This is a genomic window from Snodgrassella sp. ESL0324 (genome assembly GCF_013344955.1).
In the GTDB taxonomy this organism is placed as follows: Bacteria; Pseudomonadota; Gammaproteobacteria; order Burkholderiales; family Neisseriaceae; genus Snodgrassella; species Snodgrassella alvi.
The window spans coordinates 13,868-39,907 of the sequence record NZ_JAAEDS010000004.1; the positions used below are offsets into that span (position 1 = coordinate 13,868).

Consider the following 26,040-nt stretch of genomic DNA (forward strand, 5'->3'; position numbering starts at 1 on the left):
CAGATAGTTTCAAAACCAGCCACCCTGGAAAGGGTGGTTTTTTTTATCCGTCTAAGAAAAAGGAACATGCCCTTAGTGATGCTTTTTTAGGCAATAACATTAAACGTGTTACTTCACTAACAAAAGGAGTGCTCAGGCATGAGCTTTATATTAAGGGTGCTGTCGAAAACGCAGTCGGTGCTCGGTTTTATTTTGGATCTACGTTTTTTGCCGGATAAATTTCAGCAATGGATTTTTGGTACATGTACTCGCGCAATTGAAATGCTTAACAGTGCCGTTATGCTTGGCTTTGCACTTGTATTCCATGTTAGCGGTAAGGAAATACTGCATGAAGATTTATATGCCAAATTTCAGCATATTCCCCCGAATCTGATGGTTATCGTTCTGACTGGTACCGCGCTTCTCCAGCTTTACGCTGCTATTTACCAATCAAATAAAAGCAATATCTGGTCAGGATGGTTACTGATATGGTCGGCTCTTGTCTGGTCGGTAATCGCAGGGACTTTCTGGGCCGCGTATCCGCCATTGTCTACCGGTATGTTCACTTATCTGATTTTCGCATTCTTTTGCGGACTGGCTGGTTTCAGTCTCATCAGATACACCAAAAAGCTTGAAGACCAAAAAAAATTAAAAAGAAGGCGGTAAGTAATGGATAGCGTATTTTCGCTAGCGAATTGCTTTGCCCTTGCAGGTGGTTTTTTGGGTTCTCTGGTTGTTTCTGACCATAAACGCTATGGAGTGTTACTAACTTTGATTTTGGTTGTTATAGGCATGGTTTTTGCCGCTGCCATTACAGAGTATCTGTTACCACCCAATCACCCATGGCTGTTTGCTGGTGCCGGTGTATTTGCCGGAATGACAACAACCTCTTTGCTGGACGCTTTTAAGGCTACAGCTCCAAGACTATCTCAAAAACTAATTAATTCTGTTTGTAGCAAAGCAGAACGCTTGATAGGCGATTCTGAACATAAAAAAGATGAAGGAAATTTGAAATGAATGAATTAGCATGGATTAGTGAAGCACGTAAATACATCGGGTTACGTGAGATTAAAGGCGCTAAACATAACCCGACAATCATAAAATGGCTTGACGATATGGGGAAGTACGGTATGGAAAGCAAAGCATGGTGGCGTGATGATGAGACACCATGGTGCGGTTTATTTGTCGGGCACTGTTTGGGTGAAACTGGGCGGTATGTGGTCAAAAACTGGTTCAGGGCAAGAGAATGGGATAATGCTCAATTAATGACTAAGCTGGATAAGCCCGCATATGGCTGTATTGTTACCTTTACCCGGCAGGGTGGCGGTCATGTTGGTTTTGTTGTGGGCGTAGATGCAAAAAACAATCTGATGGTACTAGGCGGTAATCAAGGGGATGAAGTCAAAATTGCCGCTTTTTCACGCAGTAGGGTAACAGGTTATTACTGGCCTAGCATATGGTCTGGTAAAGCAGTTAAATCATCTCCTTTACCTGGTCGATATGCGCTCCCTGTTCTAACTTCTTCCGGAAAACTAAGCACAAATGAGGCTTAAGTATGAAAGTTGAGACTTATTTAGATCTTAGTTTTATTGGACCACATACCAAGATTTTTAAACATAATGATCAACTTTACGTGCCTATGCGTTCAATCGTAGAAAATATAGGTTTAAGCTGGCCATCACAATATAAAAAGCTAAAGAAAAGCTTTAATAATTGTATTGCTGAGATAGTTGTGTCTGGGAATAATGGACAAAGCAGGCGCATGTTATGCTTGCTATTAAAGAAGCTTTTAAGCTGGATGATGTTAATTAATCCCAATCAAGTAGCCGCTGATAAGAAGCAAAGCATCATTAATTATCAGGATGAATGCGCGGACTTTTTGTTTTATTACTGGACTGTTCCTAATTTTGCCCATTTAGTTAAATCATTAAATTAATCATTCAATGTTTTTGACTTGTGATGACAGAAACCCAGTAAAGTACAGCTTTACTGGGTTTTATTATATGGTATAGGAGTTGAAACTATAAAATAAAGGCCAGCTAGGTGCTGGCTTTTTTAAGAATATTACAGCACAAATACCTGATTCTTTTATCCAATCCAATTTTGGATTGGTTGAGTATATTGATGGTAAAGGCCAACTTCGCCCAATGTATGAATGGCAAAAAAATACCCTCAAGCCGGGGGAGTTTTTGAGGGCTTTAAATGTACTAAAGGGGAAACATAAATTAATAATATATAAATAAGTTTAAATAGTCAATACACAGCAGCCGTTATGGCTGCTTTTTTATTCATGAAAGGTTAGATATGTACAAACTAGGCAGTCGTTCTCTGAACAATTTACGTGACGTTGATGCCAATCTGGTTAAGGTCGTTAAGCGAGCTATTGAAATCACTAAGCAGGATTTTACCGTCATTGAGGGGACTACAATCTATTTAACAATTCTAAGCTGATTTCTTGAGTTTTTTGTTAACTTGAATATTAGATCTGAAATGTCATTTTCATGTATATTTAATTGGTTTGCGATCTCTTTTATTGAGATGTTGTCTTCTTCTAATAGGAGAAGTAATTTTTCCCAAACCTTTGATGTTTCTTTCTTCATTGGTCTTGGTTCATTTGTTCGGTATTTCAGTTGAGCGAACTGTGGGCATAATACTCTGTTATATACCCATTCTGTAATCATATTTAAACTATACATCCGAGACGCTAATGCCGTAATAGATACACCAAATATTGCCTTTAGTTTTAAAAGTTGCTCAATACTAATTTGAGTAATTTGATATTGGCGTAAAGCCTGTTCTGGCATCAAAAATGCCGCCGCAAAAGTATTAGCGTCTTTTTCTATTTGCCTGGTATCTTCGCCATCATTGTTATTAACATTAAAGGAACCATCATGTTTCATACTTGAAGTATCGCGAATTAAATGTCCTAATTCATGAGCCGCATCAAATCTGCTTCGTTCAGCCGATTTTTGATTATTGAGAAATATAAAAGGAGTGCTATTATTCCATACACAAAAAGCATCTATCTCTTTCGCCTTTGCAGATATAGAAAAGATTCTTATACCTTTTGATTCCAGTAGTGCAATAAGATTAGGAATAGGTTTATTACCTAAGCTCCATTCTAACCTTAATATCTGTGCAGCTGTTTCAGGCGGAAGAGAGGATAAATCAGGAAGATTTGCTGTTTTTAGTTCAAACTTTTTATTAATCCAATCATCCAAAATAAAAGCAGTTACACCATAGCTTAAAGCCATTTTTTTGTATTTTGCAGGCATTCTGGCATAAGATCTAAAACTGACAGCATGCTCACTAATAACAGGTAAATCATCCCTTTTAAAAAAATCAGGAGAGAATTTTAAGATTCTCCCCAATGTTTTTAGATCAGGTTCACTTATTCCTTTAAGATAATTAGTTATTGTTCTAGGTGTTACCTCCATCATTTTCGCCAGATCTGCTTTTGATAATCCGCGTAGATCTAAAGCAAATTTAAGTTGATCTGGATTGAACATTATGATTACCTCTTATCTATAGCTAATAAAAAAGCCAGCTGAGGCTGGCATGTCTACTGATCCACACAAGCACACTTGTTTAAATGTGCTTGGATTGATTAGCCTAAGTTCAAAATTAAAGCCCACTGTTTAGTGGGCTTTTTTGTATTCCTTTTCTAACGCTTCAATTATTAGATTCATGTCTTTTATTAAGTCCTCACGAGTTCCATAAAGTTGGAAGGTCTCTAATAAGACTTGGTGAAAAGAATCTCTATCTCTATATTTAAAATAAATATATGGTCTGCCAAACGACCACATGACATTCATATCAAGCCATAATTTGGTTCCGGCTTCGGGTTCAGATGTCAAATAGTTTAATTGTTCTTTATGCGATATGTAGAAGTTCCTTACGAATTCAGCAGCCCTTACAACATCCTCTTTAGTTGGATAAACTCTATGCAGGGCAAGCCATCTTTTTTCTAAATCTTTATCTTCCCACCTATAGAATGAATAAAATGGGTCTTTCTGAATATGCAAAACATAATATTCTTGCCCTAACTCAGGAGCCTCTACTAAATAATTAACTTGTCCAGTCATTTCGAATTCCTTTTTATTGCAGGCTATAAATCTCAATTAAAAAGCCAACGGTTAGCTGGCTTTATTTATGTTCATCAGAACGCTTATAAGAAATCTTTCCTTTAACTCTACCACCATTAATATTTTCAATGGTGAAAGTGTTAACGTCTCCCCTAATCAATCCGCCATCGTTGATAATTTCATCGGCATCAACATCTCCATGTATCTGACCACCATTGATATTTTTAATTTTAATAGTGTTAATGTTTCCTTTTATTACTCCACCATTAATATTTTCAATTTTAATAGTTTTAACGTATCCCTGAATCTCTCCACTATCATTAATAATTTCATCAGCATCAACGTCACCGTGGAGATAACCGCCATTAACTTTAATAACATTAGCTTTAGTATTCCCGAAAATATGAGCAGAATTACGCAAGCTTATACTATTAGCTTTAATTTGTGAGTAAAGATATGCATATTCACCAAGATCAATCTCATCAGCATTTATAAAGTCTTTATTGGTGGAGGCCTCCCCATATTTATTAACTGTTAATTTCCCATCTACCTTAAGACTTCCTTTGATATAAAAGAACTCTTGAGTAGAAATATCGCCCTTAATATGAACATCATTGGGGTAAAAAAGATTACCTATTAAAGTATTAAGCTCTAAAGGTGGATAAGTGATAGGCAAGATATCTACCAACCATTCCCCAAGATCTCTATAATTGAACTTTTCGCATTGCTTTAGTACCTCTAAAGCCTCTCCGCCATTAGGGAAATGCTGTTTAAAAGCTTGAAACCCATCTTTATAAGCTCCCACTTTTTCAATCCATTCTTGAGTAACTATAAATTCTTCTTCTTTGGCTTCCATTTTTATTCTCCAATAAAAAAGCCAGCAAATAGCTGGCTTTTCCTATATTATGTATCTGATTTATTGATGTTGACATATATAGGTATTCGATTGGTATTAATCTCTAGTTTCCCTTCAAATTTAATTTTTCCTTTTATATAAATCGAAAATTCTGAATTGTCATCAATAATTACATCACCTTTAACAATAACATCGCCATTATGAACAATACTATCTTGTAATGTATCAACCACTACAGGTGTATCTGTGGGAGGTACTTGTTGTAACAGCCAATCTACAAAATGTGAATAGTCCTCTTCTAGTTCTGGTATTAATTTTGGTATTTCTGAGATTTTAGCACCATGAGGAAAAACCTCATTAAATGCATCTTCAAATAATTTAAGATCATCATTTTTAAAAAATTTATTCTCATACTTTTCAACGATGTCACGGGTAATTATCAGCTCGTTTTCCATGTTTCATTCCTTTTGCTTCAATAAAAAAGCCAGCGGTTAGCTGGCTTGGGTTAGTTAATCAGGTTTAGTTAATTAAATTGGTATTGTCTGCTTTAAGACTACGTACATCTTCAACCGTGGTGGAGATCACCACAGTTGAATTCTGGCAAGATTTCTATCCTAGCATTGGGGGAAATATCAAAAATCCCAACCTTCAGAATAAATTGTGTTCATAATAAGCCTCTTTAGTTTCAGTGGAGATTACAATAACTTTAACTCGGTCGTTGTTAGATAATCAAAATAAAATATAATCACGACAACTGAACAATAGTTAATGCTTATACTTAGAAGCAAAACTACGGTTTAGTTGTAGAAATCGAATTTTAATGACAAATAATTTTTGCCTTATTTAAGCCAAACTGAACTAAAATCAAATTAAATGAACTAAAATGTGCAGGCGGTTCATTTATTAAAAAACAATAACTTAGATAATTATTTATCAGACTTTTAATCCGTTGGTCGAGCGTTCGAATCGCTCACGACCCACCATTTCTCCTCCATATATTCTAATATTCTACGCATTTTATCATTTCTTCCCTTGTATTATCTGTTGTGACAAAACTGTGTCATTTTGATGTCATGATATTGTTAATCTTTAATGCAGGCTGGATTAAATGTTTCAGTACTAAATGAGCATATCTTTCATCTATCTCTAGAGATTTCTAGCCACTCATATCTAATGCCATGCATTGAAACACTATCTTCAACTAGCCTAGTAGCCCATGTATATCATGAATCATGCTGGCTGAATTCTCACTCAAAGCTTCTGCTGTTCATGTATTCCTGATTTCAGTGCTACCAGTAATAGTATTTCTAGATCCGAGCTATTTAAGCTCATATTGTATTTTTTAAGTAATAATCAAAATTCGCTACTCTTGTTTGTAGGCCGTTTAATTCCAGATATGTCTACATTAGATACTTTAGCCTGTATTAATTGAATAATATCACCTTTAAATCGCTAAAATTTAAAAGATTTTTTCATAGTAATTTTATAAATTCTTCAGCTGAAATACCCATAACCTAATTCTCAGTTATAAAAATTTAAAAAAATATATCGTTAAAATAGATAAGATAATTAAATTGATTTGAACTCAAAAAATTTGCTGATTTAAGTCTTTATTTCCTGAGTATTTTGAAAAATGACTAAAAAACAAATTAAGAATAAGGACTTTTAAACTAAATTCGCTCCCGCTTCGGATGGGCAACAGCCAGTAAAGCAGAGCTATTTGCCAGATACTGCTTATGCTGAAGAGCCGGAGAAGGCTAAGTTACCGGTTTTTTATTATTTGAAGGTTTCTGCTGGAATGTGGTTCTGATTTGATTAATACAGTAGTTGAAATGATTAAGAATGATTAATTTTATCAGCTACTACTTTGACTAGAAAATTGGAACTGTTGTTACAGAGCAGTAGAACTGTAAAATTTATTAATAAGAATAATATTAAATATACCAAGTATAGGCTGAATGTTGTATAAATAATTTCTTAATAATTAAAATTTGAAATTATATAAATAATTTGGTTGAAAATTTGATTTTTATAATAAACATATGTTAGAAATTATTTATATTTTAATTATGTAAATTGCGAAGAAATTATGATAAAAATCAATAGCAGATTTGCCATGCTTTTCTTATGCTTTTTTTTCTCACAATCAGGATTTGCAAGAATCACAACTAATGCACATGATCCGGAAGTGAAGTCAAAATGTGCAGATGGCACATATTCAACTTCAACCGGAAGGGGTACATGTTCTCATCATGGCGGGGTTGTTTATGATGATTTGCCAACAAGAAGAGAATCAAATAAAAAACCAAAAACTGAACAACCAAAAAATACTATTAAATGTAATGATGGAACTTCAACTAAAGCAGGAAAAGGGGCCTGTTCGCGACACGGTGGAATAGCACGATAGAAATTTAAGCAATAGTGTGAGAATAATATTTTTAAAGTAGTATTCTGCACTTAAAAATATTTAAATTTAAGAAAGGCTATTGCTGCTTTTATACAATTACTTTGGTTGCCTGTGCAGCCAAAGTAATGAGTAACTGTATAAAGAGACTCAAATTCTGATAAGTTTAATTAAAGTAAGTCGTGAGCAGATTTAATAAGGATTGATTTTTACCATTGACTACCAGTTAAATAAGTATCATATTTTATTTTTAGTGTTCAATATCGGAGCATTATTATTTTGCGATTGCTGTTGATTAGGATCATGTACAGATTTATCAAAAATAGCTGAGAATTCCGATGGCAATTTACTGATAATTCTGGCTTGTTATATCATTTTCATACTATTCTCTGGCCATTTTGGTATAGTTGCTGACGATTTTATTTAGAGTTGTGACATACTTCCTTTATAAAAGGTGTGCTGGTCACTCATTATGTTGCAGTGTCTCAATAAGCTCTTTTGCTATTTTTTAGGTACATTGCTTACATATCCATATTTATGCATGGAATACGATATGAATTCTTTGCTTTAATTGTTACTTCTCTATACTGGGAGTGTGTGGCCGTATAGGTACCCCTTATTCTCAGATTTTTCTGCAAAAGGTAAATGTCATTCATATAAATTATTCTTATGTGAATTTGGTCTATATTCAAATTTGTCCGCCGATAAAAAACACAATGAAGTATGTGTGGATGTAGTGTTCATCTGCCCGTTCTGTATCCGTATATAACGCAAATACATATGAAGCCTTTTAACTGTAAAATTACCTTGATGCATTCTTTATAAACTCTGGCAATATTTCGGCGGACATACAGAGGATAATATTGCGTGCTTCACGCCTTTTGTTAAGCTCGATATTCAAATTTTATTACAGTCACTTATCTGACTACGTATTTATTTTATTTTAAAATTTCTATCTATTCTGATTTCCGATCTCTGCTTCACTGTTCAGGAAGAAGTAATCGAGATGATCGCGTATACCTTTTAATCTATTGGGCGGGCGTTCGAGTCGCTCACGACCCGCCAATCACCTTCAGAATCTATATTAAGGTAGTAATTCTGGCGATTATTTATACAAAATTCAATTTAAATAAATTTTTTAATTATCAATTTTAAGCCAGCATATTAGGTTTGTATTCTGGTGATACCAATGCCTTTTTTCTGACAAAACAGAATACATTCGTTTTTGATATATCTAATTAATAATATCGGATTAATTTTGCTGTATTCATTCAAATTTATGTTTTTAAATAAATATAAAATAAACCATATTTATTGATAATTAGCTAATTATTTCATTGATGTTCAGTAAGGTATTCGACTATTCAGGTGTTGGTTATTTCAAGAAAATAAAAATAATAACAGTAAATAACTTTAAATACTGCATTTTACTATTAATCAGTTATTTAAAAAATTCTATTATTCATTAAATCTTCGGGTCAGTACTTCAATATGTTATTCATATAAAATAAATCTCTATCTGTTTTGTAATCTATACATTAAAATTAAATGCAATTAAAACTAATTGAATAAAATTTTATATAATAATATTTATTTTAAAATTCTAAAAATATAAAAATTGATTATTTTCTTTATAAAGTGTTAATATGAATTGCATTAGATGTTATTGGTATTAACTAAAGTTAACTATAAAATTTAAGTTTAAATTTTAATCTTGAGATTATAATCAATGAATAAGATATATAAATTAATTTGGAATGCCAGAGAACAGACTTATGTTGTAACTTCTGAGTTGGCTCGCAAAAGTGGGAAAGTAGTTGGAGCCAAGATTGTCACAACAGTGATTGGTGCACTGGCTTTAACTGCAAATGTAGCTCAGGCTCAGTGTGTTTCTACTTCGGAGCAAAATCAGATATGTACTAATGCAGCAGGGGAACTTGTCATTTCAGATAGGGACAGACCTGATGGCAAGGATAATGCATTCATTGGTATTCCTTCTGTTGATCCAATTACATCACAGGAAGGGATTTTTGACGTTCTTGGCTTGGCGGATGGTCAAAATATAAGAGTTGAAAGCGAACGTACCGGCCAGACAGGCAGTCTTTGGGGAATAAATTCCGGAACAGGCGAAACAATAATCAATATTTCCGGAGATGTTATTTCGTCAGGGAATGAAATGATACCAGGTGATACAGATACACCAAAATTTGACGATGCTGTTTCAATAACCAATTCTGAAGATACTACCAATTTGACTGTAAACCAGACTGCAAGCAGCAGTACTATTAAGGGTGAAAATATTGGTATTACAACTTCTAATAGCGGTAAAGGATCTACCAATATAAATGTTGCCGGTACGGTACAAGCTAAGGCGGGTATTTATGCAGATAATGGGCAAGACTCAAAAGCAATTAATATTAGTCAGGCTGAAACAGGCAATATTGAAGGTTCAGTTAATGGAATCGTGGTGAATAATCAGGGTATTGATGCTATCAATATCAATATTAGCGGAAATGTTACAGGCGAAGGAACGGGAACCGGATCAGTACCTGTGGATACTGATGATACCATAGATCCGATGAATCCGAATGGTGACATATTTAATACTGGTAGTGGAATTATTGCTGAAAATCAAGAAAATGCGACTGATATCAATATTAATCAATTAGAAGAAAGCAGTAGAATTCAGGGTACAGCAACAGGCATCAGTGCTGTTAATTCCGGTACCGGATCTACAACTATTACCACAGTGGGTACAGTGATTGCAGATGGACCGGAGAAGAATGGTACAGGCATTTCTGTTTTCAATGGTGAAACAGCGAATGCAATCAATATTACTCAGACAAAAGGTAGTATTAAAGGTAAAGAAACCGGAATTGCTGCGACAAATTTAGGTAAAGGTGACACCGAAATCACAACCGGAGGTGATGTAACGGGTACTAGTGGTGCTGGTATACAGGCGACTAATATTGATTGGACGGATTCTGGTGAGAAAAGCAGCATAGCAGTAAAGCAGACCGGAGGAAGCATTACAGGCGGTACTGATGGTATCAGTGCAATAAATACGACCGGCGGTGCAGTATCAGTGGAAACATCCGGTCAGGTAACAGGTAATGCAGGTGCAGGTATTCTGGCGGTTTCAGGTACAGCTGATGCAGATGCAGATGATGTAAGCATAGATGATTGGTACAATAGTCAGAAATTAGCCGGTAAGAACATTGCAGATAGTACCCGAGCTTCATCTGAGGGAATTAATGTTACTCAGAATGATGGAGATATAACTGGTTTTAACAGTGGTATTGAAGTTAATAATCATGGATCAGGTGCTACTAATATTGAAATTAACGGAAAGGTAAAGGCAACCAGTACTGAAACAGTATTAGAAGATCCTGAGGATTTAAATAGTAATAAATACAATACTAGTAACGGAATTATTGTTTCAAATGGTGCTAATACAACTGATATCAATATTAATCAGTTAAAAGACAGCAGTGAAATTCGGGGAGACGCAGCAGGCATCAATGCTGTTAATTCCGGTACCGGATCTACAACTATTAACACTGCAGGTACAGTGATTGCAGACGAACTGGGAATAAATGGCACAGGCATTTCTGCTTACAATGGTGAAACAGCGAATGCAATCAATATTACTCAGACAACAGGTAGTATTAAAGGTAAAGAAACCGGAATTGCTGCGACAAATTTAGGTAAAGGTGATACCAAAATCACAACCGGAGGTAATGTAACAGGTACTAGTGGTGCTGGTATACAGGCAACTAATATTAACTGGGCGGATTCTGGTGAGAAAAGAGTTATAGCAGTAAATCAGACCGGAGGAAGCATTACTGGCGGTACTGATGGTATCAGTATAATAAATGCAACTGGCGGAGCTGTGTCAATAGAAACGTCAGGTAAGGTGGTGGGTGGTACCGGTGCAGGCATCTCTACCAATGGTTTACCAGCTTCAAACAGTAGTATTATCCTTAATAAGGGAGCAGATGTTTCTGCTGCATCAGGTATTGCAATTGAAGATGGCGATAGCAACTCCTTACTTACCATTAATAGCGGAGCAAAAGTAACCGGTAATATTAATCTGGGTCATGGTAGTGATATTCTCACTATCAATAATGGTGCTGATATTACTGGTCTTACTATGCTGGACGGTGGCAATGATATAGATGATAGTAAAGACAACAGTAATGACCAACTCTACCTTAATACTAATCTTCGCGGTTCTTCTGCCAGTAATAGTGCAGGTGATGCGGGTATTGTTAACTGGGAAAATATCCATCTCGGACAATCAGCCAGACTAACTCTAACCGGTAACCTTAATACACAAAACCTGAATATCGGATCTGGGGCGGAAGTACAACTTGATAAGATTAACAACTCTTCCGGCAAGAATGAGGTTGCTATTTCAGGTAATGTAAACAATGCCGGTAATATTAATCTGGTTAACGGTAATGTTGGTGACCGTCTGAATATTCAGGGTGACTATCATGGTGAAAAGGGTAGTAAACTGCTTCTGGAAGTAACACCTGAGCAAAATAATGCTGATAAATTACATATTGGTGGAAATGCGAGTGGTGAGACAGCCATTGATCTAACTGAAGTTAGTGGTTTGGGGGCAAGTACAGCCGGTACAAATGGTATTGAAATTGTCTCCGTTGATGGTACTGCTGATGGCGATATTTTTACATTACTTCGCGATCATGTTGATGCCGGTGCATATGAATACAGGTTGCAAAAGAGTGAAGATAATAAATGGAATCTTTACTCTGAAAAAATGCAGGAAATCGGTACAAAAACAACTTATCGTAGAGAAGTACCTTTATATAGTGCAGTTAGTGCCCAGTTACATCAGGCAGACAGTCTGATGCTCGGTGATATGCATAAACGTATTGGTGCTACTCCTACTCCTGATGAACGGATGAGCTGGGGCAGAGTAATTGCTAATCGCAGCGATATTCGTCAGAACGGAACAGCTAATACCCGTAGTAAAGGTAACTATTCCGGTTTGCAGGTTGGTAGCGATATCTGGAGCAATAATGGTCTGCGTATTGGTGGCTACTTAGGTTATTTACATGGAAATCTTGATGTAAACGGTTTTGCCAGCGGCATTAATGGTAAGGTTGGTAAAAATAGTACTAAATCTTATTTCCTTGGTGCTTATGGTAATTACACCCGAGATAATGGTGCCTATATGGATGTTGTATTACAGGGTGCACGCCATAATGTAGATATCAAACCTGATAGCACCTCAAATAGTAAACAAAAAGGCCATGGTGTTACTGCTTCTGTTGAGGTCGGTCAGCCATTTGCTATTGGTAGCAGCAGCTGGAAATTTGAACCTCAGGCACAGATTATTCATCAATGGCTGGATTTAAATGATACTGATATCAGTGGTAATACCACGGTTAAACAGGATCATGATAATGCGTGGTTATTCCGTCTGGGCGGTCGTGTGGAAGGTAATTATCAGGTAAATAAAGGTGTGCTCCATCCTTATGCCCGGGTTAATTTCTTCTACTCACCAAATGGTGCAGATCACACTACCTTTAAAACAAAGGCTGCATCAACTACATTGAATGCCGGAGCTTCTCATGCCGATACTGAAATGGCTATTGGTAGTAGTTATGATATTACCGATAAGGTGAAAGCTTATGGTGAAATTGGTCATACATGGTCTAATGGCGGAGATTCACATGTGAAATCACCGGTAAATGGTTCTGTAGGATTGAAAGTTAACTGGTAATAAGATTACGATAATTCAATCAGAACAATAAAAAAGATTGAATCATGAATGATTCAATCCTTTTTTATTAATTGATAGTGCATTAATCTGGTAGGTAAATCAATATAACTGCATTAGTGACTACAATGATAAATTTGCAAGGTTTATATTTAAAATATTGATTATATAAGAATAATAATTGATACTGAACTTATATAATAATTTTAATTAAATAGATAATATTAGAGAAATTAAAAATATCTTGGGTTTTATGATTCGGAGTCATCCCATTTCTGCAGCAGTTCCAATGGTATAGTGTTAACTACTTCGGAAAATCGTTTGCCGACCATGCGTTCAGCCTGACGTAGCAGCGGAATGGTTGGACTACTTGGTTCATGAGCTTCAAACCAGTTACGGATGTCTTCAATACGCTGAAGTGCATCAAAGCGGTCGGTAATCGCAGCCGGCAAAAACTTCTCTGACTCATTTATTATTGTTTCTTCCGGAGAAGAAAGAGTCATTTCTGCAGTTTCAGTGATTGATGTTTCACTGGAAACTATTTGTGTATCTGCTTGTATATTGTTTTCGTCAATAGTTTCGCGTTTTGGTGCAGCCCGGGTTTCATTATCCTGTAATATTTTCAGTAATTTTTTTAACGGATTTAAATCTGGTGCTGTATTTTTCAGGATTTCATCAGCCCAGGTTTGCAGCTTATCAAGAATTGGTATAGTTTCATCCAATGCTGTCAGAGCCTGATTGGCACGTAAACGTAAATCTACCAGTTGTCGCCGAACGGAATCAGGAGCCAGTGCATCAGCAGGGCGCGGTATCGATAAAGATCGTTCCACGTCCCTGATTTGCAGCCGCAGTGCTGAATTGCTTGATAAAGTAATACTGCGAATATCTGCCATTACACCTTCCGGATCGATTAGTGCGGCCAGAGCATTGCTGCGTACCAGAGCCGCATCTTCTTCATCACCTGTTTCATCAGATTCAATCTGCGGATAGATATCTTGCGGATAAGTACTACAGGCTAATTCCAGTAACTCTAACCCATCGCGCAAGCCTGTAGCACCATTAAGCTGGATTTTGCTGCGAAGCAAGATAATATAAATCCTGATGTCCTTGGTACGCAGTAGCAATCTCAATGCATCACGTTCGACTTCATTCCAGTTTACGCCTTCCGGTTTGTTTACAAAATCCCCGTATTGCGCTTCTGGCTGTTCAGTAGAATTAGAAAGTAAAAGCAGAAATTCCGGATCGTATTCAAGGTTGCTGCCACAGGGCTGCTCATCAGACACAGGCCCAAGAAGATTGGCATATTTTGGATTTGTTTTTGATTTTTTGTTACTCATTATTTCCTCACAACTTTCTGATGCCGGCATATTGTTCAGGTTGATAGGTCATGCCGGTAACCGGAAGATCGTCTATTGATTGTCCCAGCCATGTTGTCCAGCCCAGACGCTGGTCAGCCCCAATTTGTGCCGGTGGGGCTGAACGCGGATTAAGCTGGAGTTGAATTTCCCATTCATACTCATAACCGACAAAAGCCCTGACCCACTCGATTAGCCTCGGTAAATCACGCCCGTTAGGTAAAAAATGTAAGTAGTTGTCCAGATTTAAGGGACCAATCGTCAGGCGAAATTTATGCTGGCGATCCGGTACCATTTGTCCTACCAGAGCACCTTCACCCATAACAGATGCCGGTCCGGGAATTCCTAGACGGGTACGCTCTTCATCAGCAACCGGGATCCAGTGTAATACGTATTCCTGAAGATTAAACGGGACGCCAAAATAATATGCTAATGTTGAGGTAATACCATCCGGATTACGTGCTTCACGTACCAGATGTGCCCCGGCTGCCAGTCTGGGATGAGAGGGAAGCGGGCTGTCAGTAATTTCATCAAGGCTTTGTCCGCTCAGGCTGGCAATATAAAATGAGAAATCCTCTGCATCGCCTCTGTCCAGCCCGCCACCGGCTGATTGCGCACTTTGCCAAGCATTGTAAAATTGTGTCAGATAACGATGATGAAACAGATCTGTAAAATCAACTAATGTTGTGTCACGATTACTGTCCCGCCGACTCAGGGCAGTTTCGGTATAGTGCATCGGTAACGGACCGTTTGCTCCCCATAAACCGAGTCCGTATAGCCGTATTCGAAAATTTCCTTCTGATGTCAGGGACGCATCAGCAATTTCGCGAGGCGCGAATACCAGAGAAGGTGACTGCCCGAGCCGAAATGGTTCCTGCTGAGGAAGTGCGGCATGTCCTATTGGCATTTTTAGCTGAGACTGTGCGCCAAATCGGCGCATGAGACTCAGATATCCGTAACGCCATGGTGTTTCACTTGCCCTGTTAAGAGTCTCATGCCAAGTGCTATCGGATGTATTTACCGGTTCAGCTGGCTGATTCATCAGATGGCACCCCTTCCGCCCATACGTACCGGCCAAAGTGCGATTTGTCCGCGCTGAATACTATGTAATGCAGTTTGTGTGAAAGTATTAATAGCGACATGACGCGACAAATAATGCTCCAGAATGAGACCGAACAAATAAGGACTGACACCGGAAAATCCATCTTCATCAATGGTTAGTTCACATTTAATACCACGTCCGTAAACTAAAGGACCTGCTCCTGGTAAACGTCGGGTAACCGGTTCCGTTTTTGCCCCGATCAGGCTTTGTATCTGGCGTAATTGCGGGCTGTCATGTGTCGGTACAAACAGCCGTAACATATCCCTTAATGCCTGCCCTCCCGGGCGGTGAGCCATATCTGATAATGGCAGATAATTGAAGGATAATTGCCGGATCAGACGCCAGGCAATTTCTCGTTCTGCAAAAGGTGCGCGTGGCGGGCGTGGTGGCCGAATCAGACCGATACTTTCTACTGGTACTGAATCATCAATAGACAAGTCATCAATGCCATTACGGGGAACCAGAGTGGCCAGATCACGATTGGTAAGTAAAGCTGTAGCTGACAGGTATCGCAAATATTCCGGATAAGGCGCATCATTCTGGTCAACCAGAGACAGAAAAATTTCAGTGCCGATATAATTAGTGCGTGTACCGTATTTGCGTGCATTATTGGACAGTTTGCGTTGTTCCCTGCGCAATGAAAAATAGCGGCCATAATTACCTTCATCATTATTAAGAGTATGATAAAGCGGGCGGAACGTTAGCTCTTCTGTCGTTTTGGCTCTTAATCCGTGTACGGTTTCGATAGTATAAAATTCATAATCAAGTGGTCGCGAGCGATCGGGTACCAGATGTAGTTCGGTACGTGTTGTATCCAGCTCAATACGATCGGTACGTTTACGGAACAGATTAATTAACGGTGTGCAGAACAGAGCAAACTGATCTGCGGTTGTCTGATTGATCAGCCAGCTATCAGGAATGCGGTTGAGTAAAATAACAATCTCAGCTTTATTACCGTTGATTTTATGTAAACCTGTGGCCAGACCTGTAGGTGTAAAAAAGTAAAATCTTTCCGGACAGCTGAAATATTCATGCAGCAGGTTATGTCCGTGGAAAACATCCCAGGTAAGGGGGAGTAAACCCTGACCCGGTTCTAAACCCTCGTGTACGACTGCATCACGTACATTAATATCCAGTGAACCGGTAAATTGTCCGGGCTGGCCGGCTATGGTTGCAACAGCACTGGTGTGCAGCAGTTCAAAAAGATGTGAAGCAATTCTTTCTTCTCCGCACAGATAAATAGGCAGCCGATCCAGTCCTTGAATCTGATTAAAATTGATTTCACCAAAAGTATGCAGGGTCAGGCGTAAGGCTCCGGCAACTTTGATATGTGCCGGTAAGTAACGATTCAGTAAGGGCATATCGGGAGGTGCTGCCGTTAATCGGGCCTCAGTAATCTGTATTGGCCATAGAGTAACTTCCTGACTATTGCGAAATTCACAGACTGTATTTTCTCCAACTGGAATGCCGGCGCGGAAAGATGAATGTCTGGGTACCTTAAAACCATTTATGAAATCACCTTCCGTATGGCTAGGATGCAGTTGTGCTACGGCCATGGACGGTGTTGGTGTAACATAATTCGGATAGATGACTTCCAGAAGACGCTGTGTAAACCGGGGAAATTCAGCATCAATTTTTAACTGGGTACGGGCAGTCAGAAAACAGAAAGCTTCGATCATCCTTTCTACATAAGGATCAGCGATATCTATGCCCTGCATACCCAGACGTTTGGCAATTTTGGGGTGCTGGCGTGAAAATTCAGCTGCCATTTCACGCATGTAGGTCAGTTCTTTATTGTAGTAATCGAGTAATAATGGATCCATGATTGTCTGTCAGATGATGCTAATCCTGTTGGTTTCTAGATCAAAAGCACTTTGCACAATGAATGATGTCGGATATGGTTCAGTCAGAATCCGGCCGCGTATTTCAAACAACAGAACGTTATAGTTCAGTTTTGTTTCATCTTTCATGAGTGGGGCAACACCTAATGTAGAGGCCTCCAGCCTGGGTTCGAAACGCAGGATTGCCCGGCGAATAGCTTTTTCAATATCTGCCCATTTGCGTTCATGCATATACTGACCGGCGATGGGCGGAACACCATAATTCACTACTGATGAAGCAATCTGAGGGTATTTCCCCGCATCTATTTCATCTTCCAGGTTTGTGGTATTGAGCAGTAGCATCAGATCACGCTGAACAATTTCACGTAACCGGCCGGCAGAGACTGTATAGTTATCTGAAATTTCAGTTTTGCGTCCCGGAGCATCATCGCGTAAGCGATCAAATAATGTCGGTAACAGGTGTTCTCTGGGACGCAATGGAGGAAATTGTTCAGCCATTTATTACTTCTTTATTATCTGTAAATGTACATGAAGTCATTTCCAGGATACCAATATCATTTTGATCTGTTTGCCAGGTTTTTTGTCCCAGAGCACGTACTGATGTTTGTCCGTGCTCTTGCCAGACTGTTTCCCTGCATAACATTAATGATTCCCCTGCTGATTCAGAGTCACAGCAGCGCGCAAGCAGGAAAGCGTGGTGTTCTGATCCGTCCTTCAGTGTTATCAGTGCCGGTTTCCATAGTAAATCGAGAATAGTTTTGGGTTGTTCAGAAGAAATAGCACTTAGTTGTTCAAAAGGCAGCCATGTATAGATACCTCCGGTTACCAGTTCAATAGCAGGACCTAACCATGTGTCACTGTCTGCAATCCATGCAAATTCACCGCCTGGTTCAATAACACCGGAAACATCTTTACCGGATCCAAGTGCTCCTTCTCTGATTTCATCAGCTTTTTCTTCATTCCCTGACTGATTCAGGGTAATTGCGTCAAGTAACCGATCCACCCAAGCTGGTGGTGGCTGAATAAATCCCGGACGTTTGCGGCCGGCAAAACATTCTTTCCGATAGATTTCACAGGTAATCAGCCCTCTGTAAGCATGTGCTTCCTGTTCAAATCCTGATTGCATTTGCGCACAAACCTGCAGTTGTTTCAATGCTCGCTGCCAGTCACCCAACAGGCATAATAACTGAAATAACAGCCAGCGCTGAGCAGGGTCTGTCGGGCTAATTTTGATTTGTTGTTCAGTCTCCTGAATCAGCGTAGTGATTGACCGGTCTGCCATCCATTGTTGTAGGGTTGATGGTTTATCATGATTACTGCTGGTGATTGTCATCGGTAGAATCCTTTTGATAATTATTAGAAAATTGTGTCATACGGTAATGACTGTCCACACTTACAGTATGATGGTCTTTTCTGGTCAGCGAAGGCGGTATATGAGTATGACCGGTATGCTGTTGCCAGCCTGGTGCAAACAGGCGCAAGACTTCTGGTATTTCTTCAATGTGAAAGAGTTCTGCCTCTCTCAGACTATCCAGTCCGTTAAAAATATCATCTATATTCAATGGTCCGGAAACTATATCCTGTAATGTCATTAAAGGATCAGTATTGCCAGAAAGATCAGCAAGATTAATTGTGGACGCTGAACTTGAAATATTGTTTTGCAGCAGTCTCTTTTGCCAGACATAGTCATTATCGGATAATTGCGGTGCATCCAGAGCATGGCAATATTCCTGTAATAACTCATGAAAAATAGTTTCGGCTGGTGATTCTTCCTGAGATGAATCCTTAACTTTAAATGCCGTGCTTTCCAATAATTCATACGGCAGATTGGGTATGATCAGATCAAAAGGATTTTCTTCCGCATTTTCTTTTTGCTTTTGAGAATCAAACCACGTCAGCTCTAAAGGCATTATTTCTTTAGTTGACGGAATAATATTGGTTGTTTCAAATTCTGGGTTCGTATATATTTGTTCTTCAGGGTTAATTTGCCAGATAGATAATCCCCATTCGAGAATATCGCCATCATGCAGATGAAACCGGTGATTTGGTGTCAGGGTGATTTCGTTTACAGCGCAATGTACTGCTGAAGATTTGTTTAACAGCTGCCATCCGTTTTCTGAATATTGAAAGCATAATGCTAAATCTTCGTTTTCAGGAGCTTCCTCAACATGAAGATCATATATCGCATTTTTCATAAAAAAAGCGAAATCTTTCAATTCATAGACTTCACCAATCTTGATCCCGCGAAGGTAGTCAAGACGTAATAACAGCGTACTGTTCATAACGCTTTCCCGACAATAACACGCCAAGTCCTCTTTGTCTGAATTATGGATTGATTAACATTTATTTCATAATTTTATATAAAAAGTAATAAAATATTATATTTAGCAAAGAAAAATAAATCTATTTCTGTAAAAAAATGTATGCATCTGTGGCATATAATTGTTTATTATCTTATCTTTTGAATTGTTAAGCAAGATTTATTCTTGTATCCTATATATAAACATATTAAAATTTAAATTAATTTAATTTTTGTTAAATAATATTTATAATGTAGTGTAAATCTATTTTTATTACAGATTTTACATGCATAAACAATTTGAATATTTGAGTTGGGGAGTAGGTAAACCAGTATGGATATTTCGCGCCAGGCATTGTTTGGTAAACTGAATACAACACTTTTTCGCTCTATTGAATCAGCTACGACTTTCTGTAAGCTGCGCGGAAATCCCTATGTTGAACTGGTGCATTGGATACACCAGCTTATGCAATTAAATGATGGCGATGTGATACGAGTGTTGCGTCATTTTGACATTGATCTGGCACAAATCGAACAGGATATTTCCCGCAGTTTGCTGCTGTTGCCATCGGGAGCAAGCTCTATAAGTGACTTTTCCCACTATATTGATCAGTCAATTGAACGTGCCTGGGTTTATGCAACATTAACATTTAATGATAACAAAATCCGCAGTGCCTGGTTACTTGCTGCTCTGGTGATGACTCCTGAGCTCAGGCGTGTACTGGTTGGCATTTCTGCTGCATTTGCCAAAATTCCTCAGGAAGGACTGGCAGATATTTTACCCGGTGTTGTTGCCGGATCTCCGGAGTCTGCGGATCAAGCCTATGACAATTCTGGTTTTACTCCGGCCTCTCCCGGAGAGGCCAGTCAGTCATTAACCAGTACCGGTCAGGATGGCCAATCTGCTTTAACTCGTTACTGTGCGGATCTGACGGAGCAGGCAAAACAGGGAAAAATAGATCCGGTGATTGGTCGTGAACACGAAATACGCACGATGATCGATATTCTGTTGCGTCGCCGGCAGAATAATCCGCTGCTGACCGGAGAAGCCGGTGTTGGTAAAACTGCAGTGGTAGAAGGATTTGCTCTGGCTATCGCGCAAAAAGAGGTTCCGCCAAGTCTGGCTGAAGTACGCCTGCTGGCTCTGGATGTCGGCGCCCTGCTGGCTGGTGCCAGTATGAAAGGGGAGTTTGAGTCGCGGTTGAAATCCGTGCTGGAAGAAGCGACCAATTCTGCTCAGCCGGTGATTCTGTTTGTCGATGAAGTGCATACTTTAGTCGGAGCCGGAGGTGCTTCAGGAACCGGAGATGCTGCCAATCTGCTTAAACCTGCGCTGGCCAGAGGTACGTTACGCACGATTGGAGCCACTACCTGGAGTGAATATAAACGACATATTGAAAAAGATCCGGCATTAACCCGGCGTTTTCAGGTTTTACAGGTTGCAGAACCGGAAGAGGTTGCAGCCATTGATATGGTGCGAGGTCTGGTTTCAACATTTGAAGCACACCACGGTGTTATTGTGCTAGAGGATGCTGTTCGTGCTGCTGTTAAGCTGTCTCACCGCTATATTCCTTCACGGCAGCTACCGGATAAGGCGATAAGTCTGCTGGATACTGCCTGTGCCCGGGTTGCACTGTCTTTGCATACACCTCCCAGCAGAGTGCAGTATCTGAGACAGCAGTTAAAAGCGGCTCAGACAGAACATAAATTATTATCCAAACAGCAGCGTATAGGTGTTTATGCAGGCGATCTTAACGAGATTGAAGCCAGAATTTCAGCCTTATCTGAAGATTTAAAAACAGAAGAAATGCGCTGGAAAGAGGAGCTGAAAGCAGTTGAGAAAGTTCTTGCAGCACGTGAGCGCTGTCAGAACAGTGAGGAAGCGGATGCATTGTCTGAATTATCAGAGCTTGAATCGGTTTTGCGCCAGCATCAGGGCGATATGCCTTTGGTTTTTCCGGAAGTAAGTGAAACAGTGGTTGCAGCTATTGTTTCCGACTGGACCGGTATTCCGGTCGGACGCATGGTCAAAGATGAGGTAGGGGCAGTACTGAATCTGTCCGAATATCTGGGACAACGGGTAATCGGGCAAAACCAGGCGCTGTTGCAGATCGGAGAGCGCATACAGACATCACGTTGCGGTTTAACTGATCCCAATAAACCGGTTGGTGTATTTTTGCTGGTCGGTCCTTCTGGTGTAGGTAAGACAGAAACTGCTCTTGCACTGGCAGAGGCCATGTATGGTGGTGAACAGAATCTCATCACAATCAATATGAGTGAATTTCAGGAAGCGCATACCGTATCAACACTGAAGGGTGCGCCTCCGGGTTATGTTGGTTATGGCGAAGGTGGGGTTCTGACAGAAGCGGTACGTCGTCGGCCTTATAGCGTGGTATTGCTGGATGAAATAGAAAAAGCACATCACGATGTTCATGAAATTTTTTATCAGGTATTTGATAAAGGCATGATGGAAGATGGCGAAGGGTTAAATATTGACTTTAAAAATACCGTTATTTTGCTAACCAGTAACGTTGGTTCAGATCTGGTTTCTCAGCTTTATGATGATCCTGCTCTTGCTCCTGACTGGCGTACTTTGAAAGAAGCACTGATGCCTGAATTGCGCAAGCATTTCCCTGCAGCATTTATAGGTCGTCTGACAGTTATACCTTATCTGCCTCTGGCTGATGAAGCACTGGGCAGTATTGCCAGAATGCATCTGGATCGTATTGTACAACGAATGCAGGAACAGCACGGTATTGCATTACATTATGACGAAGCACTGGTCAGCCATATCATTCAACACTGTCCGATGCATGAAACGGGCGCAAGGTTACTGATTGGCTATATTGAACAGCATATTCTGCCGGCATTATCGCGTTATTGGTTGCAGGCATTGTCCGAAAAGAATGTTCTGGAATGCATTGATATCAGCATTGATCCGAACCGTAGCGAAGATCCTATTGTTTTTCAGGCACGGTTAGCTGGTGAAATATCTACAAAGTAGCAAACTAAATGGCCGGTTAAGGCCGGTATTATTTGACAATAGTAAAGGAAGCAAATATGGCGGTAGTTAACAGCAGCGCCCAGAAATTTATTCAGCGCAATCGTGCGCCAAGGGTGCAAATTGAGTACGACGTTGAAATTTACGGTTCTGAGAAAAAAATCGAGCTGCCATTTGTCATGGCTGTGCTGGCAGACTTATCCGGTAAACCGGCAGAAGAATTGCCACCGGTTGCAGAGCGCAAATTTCTGACCATTGATATCGATAATTTCGATGAACGGATGAAAGCCATTCAGCCTCGTGTGGCATTTGCCGTACCAAATACCTTATCAGGTGACGGACAGCTTATGGTTGATATCACTTTTGAGAGTATGGAAGATTTCTCACCGGCACGCGTGGCACAAAAAGTTGATGCTCTGAAACAATTGCTGGATGCACGTACCCAGCTGGCTAACCTGCAAACCTATATGGATGGCAAATCCGGTGCTGAGAATTTAGTTAACCGGCTGCTACAGGATCCTGGTTTGTTGCAGGCACTGGCCAAAGCACCAAAACCACAGTCAGCAACTGAAGAAAAAACCGGGGCATCTGCACCTGCGGATAGCAAGTAATAACCCGCGCTCAGAGTCTATTTGTAAGTATTGAGGAGTATTTATGGCTACACAGTCAAAACAGCAATCCGATGTCGCAGTGGCAGAACGCCCGGTTGCGCAATCCGAATTCAGCAATTTACTAACCAAAGAATTTAAACCTAAAACTGATCAGGCTGCCAAGGCTGTTGAACAGGCAGTTAAAACTTTAGCAGAACAGGCACTGTCTCATTCAGTAACCATCAGTGATGATGCTTATAAAAGTATTGAAGCTATTATTGCTGAAATTGATCATAAACTTTCCGAGCAGATCAATCTGATTCTGCATCATGAATCTTTCCAGAAACTGGAGTCATCATGGCGCGGTCTGTTTCATCTGGTATCCAATACTGAGGTGGATGAACATTTGAAAATTCGTTTCATGAATCTGTCTAAAGATGATTTGCGCCGCAGCATGAAACGGTTTAAAGGCATTGCATGGGATCAGAGTCCTTTATTCAAACAGATTTATGAAGAAGAATATGGTCAGCTTGGTGGTGAACCTTATGGCTGTATGATTGCTGATTATTATTTTGATCACACACCACCGGATGTGGATCTGCTTGGTTCAGTTGCCAAAGTAGCAGCTGCCTCACATATGCCGTTTATTGCCGGTGCGTCACCGGCTGTACTGCAAATGGATTCCTGGCAGGAATTGGCTAATCCGCGCGATTTAACCAAAATTGTTACCCAGAATCTGGAATACGCTCCATGGAACTCACTGCGTGCCAGTGAAGATTCACGTTATCTTGGTCTGGCTATGCCGCGTTTCCTTGCACGTTTACCATATGGCATTAAAACCAATCCGGTAGATGAATTTGATTTTGAAGAAGATACAGACGGATCAGATCATCGCAAATATGTATGGAGTAATGCCGCTTACGCCATGGGTGTTAACATTAACCGTTCATTTAAACACTTTGGCTGGTGTACCATGATTCGCGGCGTTGAGTCAGGTGGTACCGTTGAAAATCTGCCATGTCATACTTTCCCGACTGATGACGGTGGTGTGGATATGAAGTGCCCGACCGAAATCGCCATTTCTGACCGTCGTGAAGCAGAGTTATCAAAGAATGGTTTTATTCCGCTGATTCATCGCAAGAATACAGACTACGCAGCATTTATAGGTGCGCAGTCTCTGCAAAAACCTCAGGAATATTATGATCCGGACGCTACAGCCAATGCTAATTTGTCTGCACGTTTACCTTATCTGTTTGCGTGCTCACGTTTTGCGCATTTTCTGAAATGTATCGTACGCGACAAAATTGGTTCATTTAAAGAGCGTGAAGATATGCAGCGCTGGCTGAATGAATGGATTATGAATTATGTCGACGCAGATCCGGTGAATTCATCACAGGAAACTAAAGCGCGCCGTCCGCTGGCTGCTGCAGAAGTAGTAGTGGAAGAAGTCGAAGGCAATCCGGGATACTACGATGCCAAATTCTTCCTGCGTCCGCATTTCCAGCTTGAAGGACTGACCGGATCTTTGCGTCTGGTTACCAAGCTGCCGTCTGTGAAAAAAGAAAATGCATAAACAGTAACATCATAGAATGAATTTCGGACTGCAATATTGTATTGCCCGAATATGTAGTAGGTAATTTTAACTTTAAAAAGGAAGCTAATAATGGCTCATGATATATTTTTAAAAATTGATGGTATTGAAGGTGAAGCATTAGATGACAAACATAAAAATGAAATCGAAGTGCTGAACTGGACATGGACAGTTCACCAGGAGTCTTCAATGCATACTGGTAGCGGTCTGGGTTCTGGCAAGGTTACAGTAAATGATCTTGAATTTGAACATTACATCGATCGTGCAAGCCCGAACCTGTTCAAGTACTGTACTACAGGTAAACACATTGCCAATGCTGTTTTGACAATGCGTAAACCGGGCGGTACTCCTCTGGAATATTTGAAATACACTTTCAAGGATTTAATTGTATCTCGAGTAATGCCTAGTGGTAGTCGTGACGGTGAAATGGCTCCGCGTGAATTCGTTAGTTTGTCATTCACTTCCATCGTGCAGGAATATGTTGTTCAGAATCAGCAGGGTGGCAGCGGCGGTACTGTTACTGCAGGTTACGACTTCAAAGCAAACAAAGACGCAGCTTAAACCTGAGTATACCGGTACCAGCCAGTTTGAATTGGTTGGTGCCGGTATTTGGTGTGCTGCACAGGACGACGTATGGTTACATATGTAAATACTTTTCTTCATCGGAGCATTGTGCTTATTTTCTTGTCGATGACCTTGCTGACAGGTCTTATCGGCTGTACCAGCACAAGACCATCGATTAAGGAACAAACCAGTATTGATTTGCGCATTGAAGCTGCGGAAAACGTCAATCCTGATGAAAAGGGTCGTGCTGCACCTATACAGGTGCGAATTTACGAATTAAAGAATGATAACGCTTTTACTTCAGCAGATTTTTACTCATTACAGGATAATGATAAATCAATGCTTGGTGGTGATCTGCTGGTGAGTGATGAGTTTATTCTGCGTCCGGGAGAGGTTAAAACCATTCGCCGCAGAACAAATCCGGAAACTACAGTAATCGGCGTACTGGCCGGTTATCGCGGACTGGCTCAATCACAATGGCGTGAAACTTACCGCCTTGCTGAAGCTCCGTATGCCACGTGGTATAGGGGGTGGTGGCCGCTGAAAAAAGTAAAGCTGGATATTAACATTGGACAGAGGGCCATTGTGGTCACTGAACTGGATTAAAGCAGAGGAATTTCT

The 26,040-nt window shown here is 39.9% G+C and carries 21 protein-coding genes; 11 read left to right on the forward strand and 10 right to left on the reverse strand.

Annotated features, from left to right (window positions below; genetic code table 11):
- Positions 1-138: 138 nt before the first annotated feature.
- From GYY70_RS00875 to GYY70_RS00890, 4 genes are read left to right on the forward strand one after another with little or no spacing between them, the layout of a single operon-like run.
- Positions 139-645 (forward strand): hypothetical protein, encoded by a 507-nt coding sequence (locus GYY70_RS00875; RefSeq protein ID WP_174830934.1) that lies wholly within the window; start codon positions 139-141, stop codon positions 643-645.
- A gap of 3 nt (positions 646-648) precedes the next feature.
- Complete coding sequence (locus GYY70_RS00880; RefSeq protein WP_174830935.1) at positions 649-996, forward strand: hypothetical protein; 348 nt, start codon at positions 649-651, stop codon at positions 994-996.
- The gene (locus GYY70_RS00885; RefSeq protein WP_174830936.1) at positions 993-1,532 is read left to right on the forward strand and encodes a TIGR02594 family protein; all 540 of its coding nucleotides are present in this window, start codon (positions 993-995) and stop codon (positions 1,530-1,532) included. The genes GYY70_RS00880 and GYY70_RS00885 overlap by 4 nt, the downstream gene beginning before the upstream one ends.
- Before the next feature lie 2 nt (positions 1,533-1,534).
- Positions 1,535-1,915, forward strand: a complete 381-nt coding sequence (locus GYY70_RS00890; protein WP_174830937.1) for a phage antirepressor N-terminal domain-containing protein — start codon at positions 1,535-1,537, stop codon at positions 1,913-1,915.
- A gap of 493 nt (positions 1,916-2,408) precedes the next feature.
- On the opposite strand, the gene GYY70_RS00895 is transcribed toward GYY70_RS00890, so the two are convergent.
- The 4 genes from GYY70_RS00895 to GYY70_RS00910 form a co-directional block, all read right to left on the reverse strand.
- Positions 2,409-3,488, reverse strand: coding sequence for an XRE family transcriptional regulator (locus GYY70_RS00895; protein WP_180214697.1), 1,080 nt, complete (start codon positions 3,486-3,488; stop codon positions 2,409-2,411).
- 129 nt (positions 3,489-3,617) lie between these two features.
- On the reverse strand, positions 3,618-4,064 hold the full coding sequence (locus GYY70_RS00900) for a hypothetical protein (protein WP_174830938.1): 447 nt from the start codon (positions 4,062-4,064) through the stop codon (positions 3,618-3,620).
- 61 nt (positions 4,065-4,125) lie between these two features.
- Positions 4,126-4,920: a polymer-forming cytoskeletal protein gene (locus GYY70_RS00905; protein WP_174830939.1), complete on the reverse strand. Its 795-nt coding sequence runs from the start codon at positions 4,918-4,920 to the stop codon at positions 4,126-4,128.
- Between the two features lie 47 nt (positions 4,921-4,967).
- The gene (locus tag GYY70_RS00910) at positions 4,968-5,375 is read right to left on the reverse strand and encodes a hypothetical protein (protein WP_174830940.1); all 408 of its coding nucleotides are present in this window, start codon (positions 5,373-5,375) and stop codon (positions 4,968-4,970) included.
- Between the two features lie 1,634 nt (positions 5,376-7,009).
- On the opposite strand from GYY70_RS00910, the gene GYY70_RS00915 reads away from it, so the two are divergent.
- Positions 7,010-7,327, forward strand: a complete 318-nt coding sequence (locus GYY70_RS00915; protein ID WP_174830941.1) for a DUF3761 domain-containing protein — start codon at positions 7,010-7,012, stop codon at positions 7,325-7,327.
- Between the two features lie 1,726 nt (positions 7,328-9,053).
- On the forward strand, positions 9,054-13,079 hold the full coding sequence (locus tag GYY70_RS00920) for an autotransporter outer membrane beta-barrel domain-containing protein (protein WP_174830942.1): 4,026 nt from the start codon (positions 9,054-9,056) through the stop codon (positions 13,077-13,079).
- A 248-nt stretch (positions 13,080-13,327) separates the two neighbouring features.
- On the opposite strand, the gene tssA is transcribed toward GYY70_RS00920, so the two are convergent.
- From tssA to tagK, 6 genes are read right to left on the reverse strand one after another with little or no spacing between them, the layout of a single operon-like run.
- Positions 13,328-14,413 carry a type VI secretion system protein TssA gene (tssA, locus tag GYY70_RS00925; RefSeq protein ID WP_174830943.1) on the reverse strand — a complete coding sequence of 362 codons (1,086 nt, stop codon included), beginning with the start codon at positions 14,411-14,413 and terminating at the stop codon, positions 13,328-13,330.
- Between the two features lie 7 nt (positions 14,414-14,420).
- Positions 14,421-15,473, reverse strand: a complete 1,053-nt coding sequence (gene tssG / locus GYY70_RS00930; RefSeq protein WP_025329751.1) for a type VI secretion system baseplate subunit TssG — start codon at positions 15,471-15,473, stop codon at positions 14,421-14,423.
- Entirely contained in the window at positions 15,473-17,356 is a 1,884-nt protein-coding gene (gene tssF, locus GYY70_RS00935) for a type VI secretion system baseplate subunit TssF (protein ID WP_174830944.1), read from the reverse strand. Before tssF ends, tssG begins: the two co-directional genes overlap by 1 nt.
- 9 nt (positions 17,357-17,365) lie before the next feature.
- A complete protein-coding gene (gene tssE / locus GYY70_RS00940) occupies positions 17,366-17,872 on the reverse strand; it encodes a type VI secretion system baseplate subunit TssE (RefSeq protein WP_174830945.1) in 507 nt (168 codons plus the stop codon).
- Positions 17,865-18,707: a type VI secretion system accessory protein TagJ gene (locus GYY70_RS00945; RefSeq protein ID WP_202984428.1), complete on the reverse strand. Its 843-nt coding sequence runs from the start codon at positions 18,705-18,707 to the stop codon at positions 17,865-17,867. The genes tssE and GYY70_RS00945 overlap by 8 nt, the downstream gene beginning before the upstream one ends.
- Positions 18,688-19,656 (reverse strand): type VI secretion system-associated protein TagK, encoded by a 969-nt coding sequence (gene tagK, locus GYY70_RS00950; protein ID WP_174830946.1) that lies wholly within the window; start codon positions 19,654-19,656, stop codon positions 18,688-18,690. The genes GYY70_RS00945 and tagK overlap by 20 nt, the downstream gene beginning before the upstream one ends.
- Positions 19,657-20,007: 351 nt before the next feature.
- Here tagK and tssH point away from each other — a divergent pair, with 351 nt between their 5' ends.
- The 5 genes from tssH (at position 20,008) to tssJ (ending at position 26,025) form a co-directional block, all read left to right on the forward strand.
- A complete protein-coding gene (gene tssH / locus GYY70_RS00955; protein ID WP_174830947.1) occupies positions 20,008-22,677 on the forward strand; it encodes a type VI secretion system ATPase TssH in 2,670 nt (889 codons plus the stop codon).
- Positions 22,678-22,733: 56 nt separating this feature from the next.
- Positions 22,734-23,285: a type VI secretion system contractile sheath small subunit gene (tssB, locus tag GYY70_RS00960; protein WP_174830948.1), complete on the forward strand. Its 552-nt coding sequence runs from the start codon at positions 22,734-22,736 to the stop codon at positions 23,283-23,285.
- Positions 23,286-23,328: 43 nt separating this feature from the next.
- Positions 23,329-24,837, forward strand: a complete 1,509-nt coding sequence (tssC, locus tag GYY70_RS00965; RefSeq protein WP_025329758.1) for a type VI secretion system contractile sheath large subunit — start codon at positions 23,329-23,331, stop codon at positions 24,835-24,837.
- A 90-nt stretch (positions 24,838-24,927) separates the two neighbouring features.
- Positions 24,928-25,416: an Hcp family type VI secretion system effector gene (locus GYY70_RS00970; protein ID WP_025329759.1), complete on the forward strand. Its 489-nt coding sequence runs from the start codon at positions 24,928-24,930 to the stop codon at positions 25,414-25,416.
- A 72-nt stretch (positions 25,417-25,488) separates the two neighbouring features.
- Positions 25,489-26,025: a type VI secretion system lipoprotein TssJ gene (gene tssJ / locus GYY70_RS00975; protein ID WP_174830949.1), complete on the forward strand. Its 537-nt coding sequence runs from the start codon at positions 25,489-25,491 to the stop codon at positions 26,023-26,025.
- Positions 26,026-26,040: the final 15 nt, after the last annotated feature.

Excerpts from the sequence above, each read along its gene's own strand:
- tssJ (WP_174830949.1), top strand. The coding sequence starts at position 25,489 with ATGGTTACATATGTAAATACTTTTCTTCATCGGAGCATTGTGCTTATT.
- tssH (WP_174830947.1), top strand. The coding sequence starts at position 20,008 with ATGGATATTTCGCGCCAGGCATTGTTTGGTAAACTGAATACAACACTT.
- tssG (WP_025329751.1), bottom strand. The coding sequence starts at position 15,473 with ATGAATCAGCCAGCTGAACCGGTAAATACATCCGATAGCACTTGGCAT.
- GYY70_RS00880 (WP_174830935.1), top strand. The coding sequence starts at position 649 with ATGGATAGCGTATTTTCGCTAGCGAATTGCTTTGCCCTTGCAGGTGGT.
- tssE (WP_174830945.1), bottom strand. The coding sequence starts at position 17,872 with ATGGCTGAACAATTTCCTCCATTGCGTCCCAGAGAACACCTGTTACCG.
- GYY70_RS00905 (WP_174830939.1), bottom strand. The coding sequence starts at position 4,920 with ATGGAAGCCAAAGAAGAAGAATTTATAGTTACTCAAGAATGGATTGAA.
- GYY70_RS00890 (WP_174830937.1), top strand. The coding sequence starts at position 1,535 with ATGAAAGTTGAGACTTATTTAGATCTTAGTTTTATTGGACCACATACC.
- tssA (WP_174830943.1), bottom strand. The coding sequence starts at position 14,413 with ATGAGTAACAAAAAATCAAAAACAAATCCAAAATATGCCAATCTTCTT.
- tssC (WP_025329758.1), top strand. The coding sequence starts at position 23,329 with ATGGCTACACAGTCAAAACAGCAATCCGATGTCGCAGTGGCAGAACGC.
- tssF (WP_174830944.1), bottom strand. The coding sequence starts at position 17,356 with ATGGATCCATTATTACTCGATTACTACAATAAAGAACTGACCTACATG.
- GYY70_RS00945 (WP_202984428.1), bottom strand. The coding sequence starts at position 18,707 with ATGACAATCACCAGCAGTAATCATGATAAACCATCAACCCTACAACAA.
- GYY70_RS00885 (WP_174830936.1), top strand. The coding sequence starts at position 993 with ATGAATGAATTAGCATGGATTAGTGAAGCACGTAAATACATCGGGTTA.
- GYY70_RS00920 (WP_174830942.1), top strand. The coding sequence starts at position 9,054 with ATGAATAAGATATATAAATTAATTTGGAATGCCAGAGAACAGACTTAT.
- tagK (WP_174830946.1), bottom strand. The coding sequence starts at position 19,656 with ATGAACAGTACGCTGTTATTACGTCTTGACTACCTTCGCGGGATCAAG.
- GYY70_RS00875 (WP_174830934.1), top strand. The coding sequence starts at position 139 with ATGAGCTTTATATTAAGGGTGCTGTCGAAAACGCAGTCGGTGCTCGGT.
- GYY70_RS00915 (WP_174830941.1), top strand. The coding sequence starts at position 7,010 with ATGATAAAAATCAATAGCAGATTTGCCATGCTTTTCTTATGCTTTTTT.
- GYY70_RS00910 (WP_174830940.1), bottom strand. The coding sequence starts at position 5,375 with ATGGAAAACGAGCTGATAATTACCCGTGACATCGTTGAAAAGTATGAG.
- tssB (WP_174830948.1), top strand. The coding sequence starts at position 22,734 with ATGGCGGTAGTTAACAGCAGCGCCCAGAAATTTATTCAGCGCAATCGT.
- GYY70_RS00970 (WP_025329759.1), top strand. The coding sequence starts at position 24,928 with ATGGCTCATGATATATTTTTAAAAATTGATGGTATTGAAGGTGAAGCA.
- GYY70_RS00895 (WP_180214697.1), bottom strand. The coding sequence starts at position 3,488 with ATGTTCAATCCAGATCAACTTAAATTTGCTTTAGATCTACGCGGATTA.
- GYY70_RS00900 (WP_174830938.1), bottom strand. The coding sequence starts at position 4,064 with ATGACTGGACAAGTTAATTATTTAGTAGAGGCTCCTGAGTTAGGGCAA.